Origin of the sequence: Burkholderia sp. HAN2018 (assembly GCF_024704855.1) — a bacterium.
GTDB lineage: Bacteria > Pseudomonadota > Gammaproteobacteria > Burkholderiales > Burkholderiaceae > Burkholderia > Burkholderia cepacia.
Window position 1 is genome coordinate 1 of the sequence record NZ_QOBB01000466.1, and the last position, 2,073, is coordinate 2,073.

General features: G+C 69.6%; 2 protein-coding genes. One reads left to right on the plus strand and one right to left on the minus strand.

Translation table 11 applies throughout. From position 1 onward, the window contains the following. A partial coding sequence (locus DPV74_RS41005) for a family 20 glycosylhydrolase (RefSeq protein ID WP_119339263.1) occupies window positions 1-1,671 on the plus strand: 1,671 nt, incomplete at its 5' end. 152 nt (window positions 1,672-1,823) lie between these two features. Here DPV74_RS41005 and DPV74_RS41010 read toward each other — a convergent pair. Continuing rightward, on the minus strand, window positions 1,824-2,073 hold a 250-nt coding region (locus DPV74_RS41010), incomplete at its 5' end, for a PTS transporter subunit EIIB (protein ID WP_162923326.1).

Here is a 2,073-nt window from a genome sequence, read left to right on the forward strand (position 1 = left end):
GCCGTCGCGCCGCGCCGGCTGCCGGCCGACATCGCGAAGCCGGGCGGCTACCGGCTCGCGATCGGGCCGCGCGGCGTGCTGATCGAGGGCTACGATCGCGCCGGCCTCTACTACGGCGTGCAGACGCTCTACTCGCTCGCACCGGCCGGCGGCGGCCCGATCCCGGCGATGCTCGTCGAGGATGCGCCGCGCTTCACGCATCGCGGGATGCACGTCGATCTCGCACGCAACTTCAAGCACCCGGCGACGCTGCGCCGCCTGATCGACCAGATGAGCGCGTACAAGCTCAATCGCCTGCACCTGCACCTGTCGGACGACGAAGGCTGGCGCATCGAGATTCCCGGCCTGCCCGAACTGACCGGGATCGGCTCGCGCCGCTGCCACGACCCGAGCGAGACGCGCTGCCTGCTGCCGCAGCTCGGCTCCGGCCCAGACAACCGCTCGGGCGGCGGCTACCTGACCCGCGACGACTACGTGGCGCTCGTGCGCTACGCGGCCGCGCATTTCGTCGAGATCGTCCCCGAGATCGACATGCCCGCGCATGCGCGCGCGGCCGTCGTGACGATGGAGGCACGTTACCGGCGGCTGCATGCGGCCGGGCGCGAGCAGGAAGCGAACGCATACCGGCTGCTCGATCCGCAGGACACGTCGAACCTGACGACGGTGCAGTTCTACGACCGCCGCAGCGACCTGAACCCGTGCGTGCCGGGCGCGCTCAATTTCGCATCGAAGGTGATCCGCGAGATCGCGGCGATGCATGCGGATGCGCAGGCGCCGCTGCACATCTGGCATTACGGCGGCGACGAGGCGAAGAACATCTTCCTCGGCGCGGGCTTCCAGCCGCTGAACGGCACCGATCCGAACAAGGGGCGCATCGATCTCGCCGCGCAGGACAAGCCGTGGGCGCGTTCGCCCGCATGCACGGCGTTGCTCCAGCGCGGCGAGATCAAGTCGATCGACGAGCTGCCGACGCGTTTCGCTCAGCAGGTGAGCGCGGCGGTCAGCGCGAACGGGATCGACACGATGGCCGCGTGGCAGGACGGCATCAAGCATGCGAACGGGCCGCAGGACTTCAGCACGCGCCACGTGATGGTGTCGCTGTGGGACACGATCTTCTGGGGGGCGTCGGACAGCGCGCGCGACCTGAGCGGCAAGGGCTATCTGACGGTGCTCGCGCTGCCCGACTACCTGTACTTCGACTTCCCGTACACGCTCAACCCGCGCGAGCGCGGCTACTACTGGGGCTCGCACGCGACGGACGAGTACAAGGTGTTCTCGCTCGCACCGGAGAACCTGCCGCAGAACGCCGAAGTGATGGGCGACCGTGACGGCAACCCGTTCGAGGTCACGGGAACGGGCCCCGCGCCGCGCATCGAAGGCATGCAGGGGCAGGCATGGGGCGAGGTGATGCGCAACGACACCTTCCTCGAATACATGGCCTATCCGCGGCTGCTCGCGCTCGCCGAGCGCGCCTGGCACCGCGCCGACTGGGAACTGCCGTATGCGGCCGGCGTGCGCTTCAAGCGCGGCGACACGCATCACGTCGACACGGCCGCGCTGCAGCGCGACTGGGCCGGTTTCGCGACGCTGCTCACGCAACGCGAATTGCCGAAGCTCGACCGGGCCGGTGTCGGCTACCGGAAGCCGACCTTCACGCTGACGAATCCGTGATCGGCTGAACGCCCGGGCGACGCGCGATGCAAACACGTGCATCGCGCCATCGCCCGCACCAAAAAAACGGCTTGCGACGCAAGGATCGCAAGCCGTTTTCGTTTTGCCGGCCGGGCCGAATCCGCGTCGCGGATCGGGCCGGCCCGATCACATCAGGCCGGCTGCGCGGCCGCTCCGCTGCCCGACGGCGGCAGGCGCGCGCCGAGCTGTTCGGCATAACGTGCCGCCGCATTGCCGCAGACGATGTGGAACGTGTCGAGCGACACCCACGCGACGTCGAGCGCACCGAGACGATCGCGATCGACCGCCGACGGATCGCGCACGACCACACGCAGGCGCGTGGTCGCGACCGCGTCGAGCGACACGACGTTGGTCGCGCCGCCGAACACCGCGAGCCAGCGC